A 561-nucleotide genomic window follows, 5' to 3' on the forward strand; every position below is an offset into this window, starting at 1 on the left:
AAGGCCGGGCTAAGCGCCCGCGGCAGGCGGACACCGAACACCACGGCGAGACCACGGATCTGGTTCTCCAGCATGACCCGCTGGCCGACCAGCTTCTTGCGGGCGATGATCAGCGCACGAATGGCATGCGCCGGCAGCGACTTCACGTGCACCGGCTTGAAGAATCCGGTGCGAGCAAGCTGCGCCAGACCGCGGGCATCGTTGCGATCCGTCTTGTGGGTCGCCAGCGACTTCAGCGCCTGGTAGGCCTGCCGGCTTTCGATGCAGACGACCGGCAGGCCGAGGGCTGTAAGCCCGTGGTAGAGCATCGGCGCCATCCGACCGGTCTCGAAGACGATGCGTTGGCAAGCGGGCGCCTTGGCCAGCAAGGTTGCGATCGCTTCAGGCGTCGATGCCGTCTTTCCCTCGTGAAAGACTGTTCCCTCGCGATCGACGACGCAGACGTGCGTCTCTTCCATCGAGACGTCCAAGCCGGCAAAATACTCCATGGTCAATCTCCTCTTTCGATGACGGAGCCGATCATAGCGGTCTCCAAGAAGAGCTGCTGCCCATTACCCCATG

At 63.1% G+C, this 561-nt stretch carries 1 protein-coding gene; it reads right to left on the reverse strand.

The window, feature by feature from the left end:
• A partial coding sequence (locus tag CO676_RS34360; protein WP_144340272.1) for a transposase occupies positions 1-488 on the reverse strand: 488 nt, incomplete at its 3' end.
• Between the last annotated feature and the right edge of the window lie 73 nt (positions 489-561).

Source organism: Sinorhizobium sp. BJ1, from assembly GCF_002531555.1.
GTDB lineage: Bacteria > Pseudomonadota > Alphaproteobacteria > Rhizobiales > Rhizobiaceae > Sinorhizobium > Sinorhizobium fredii_B.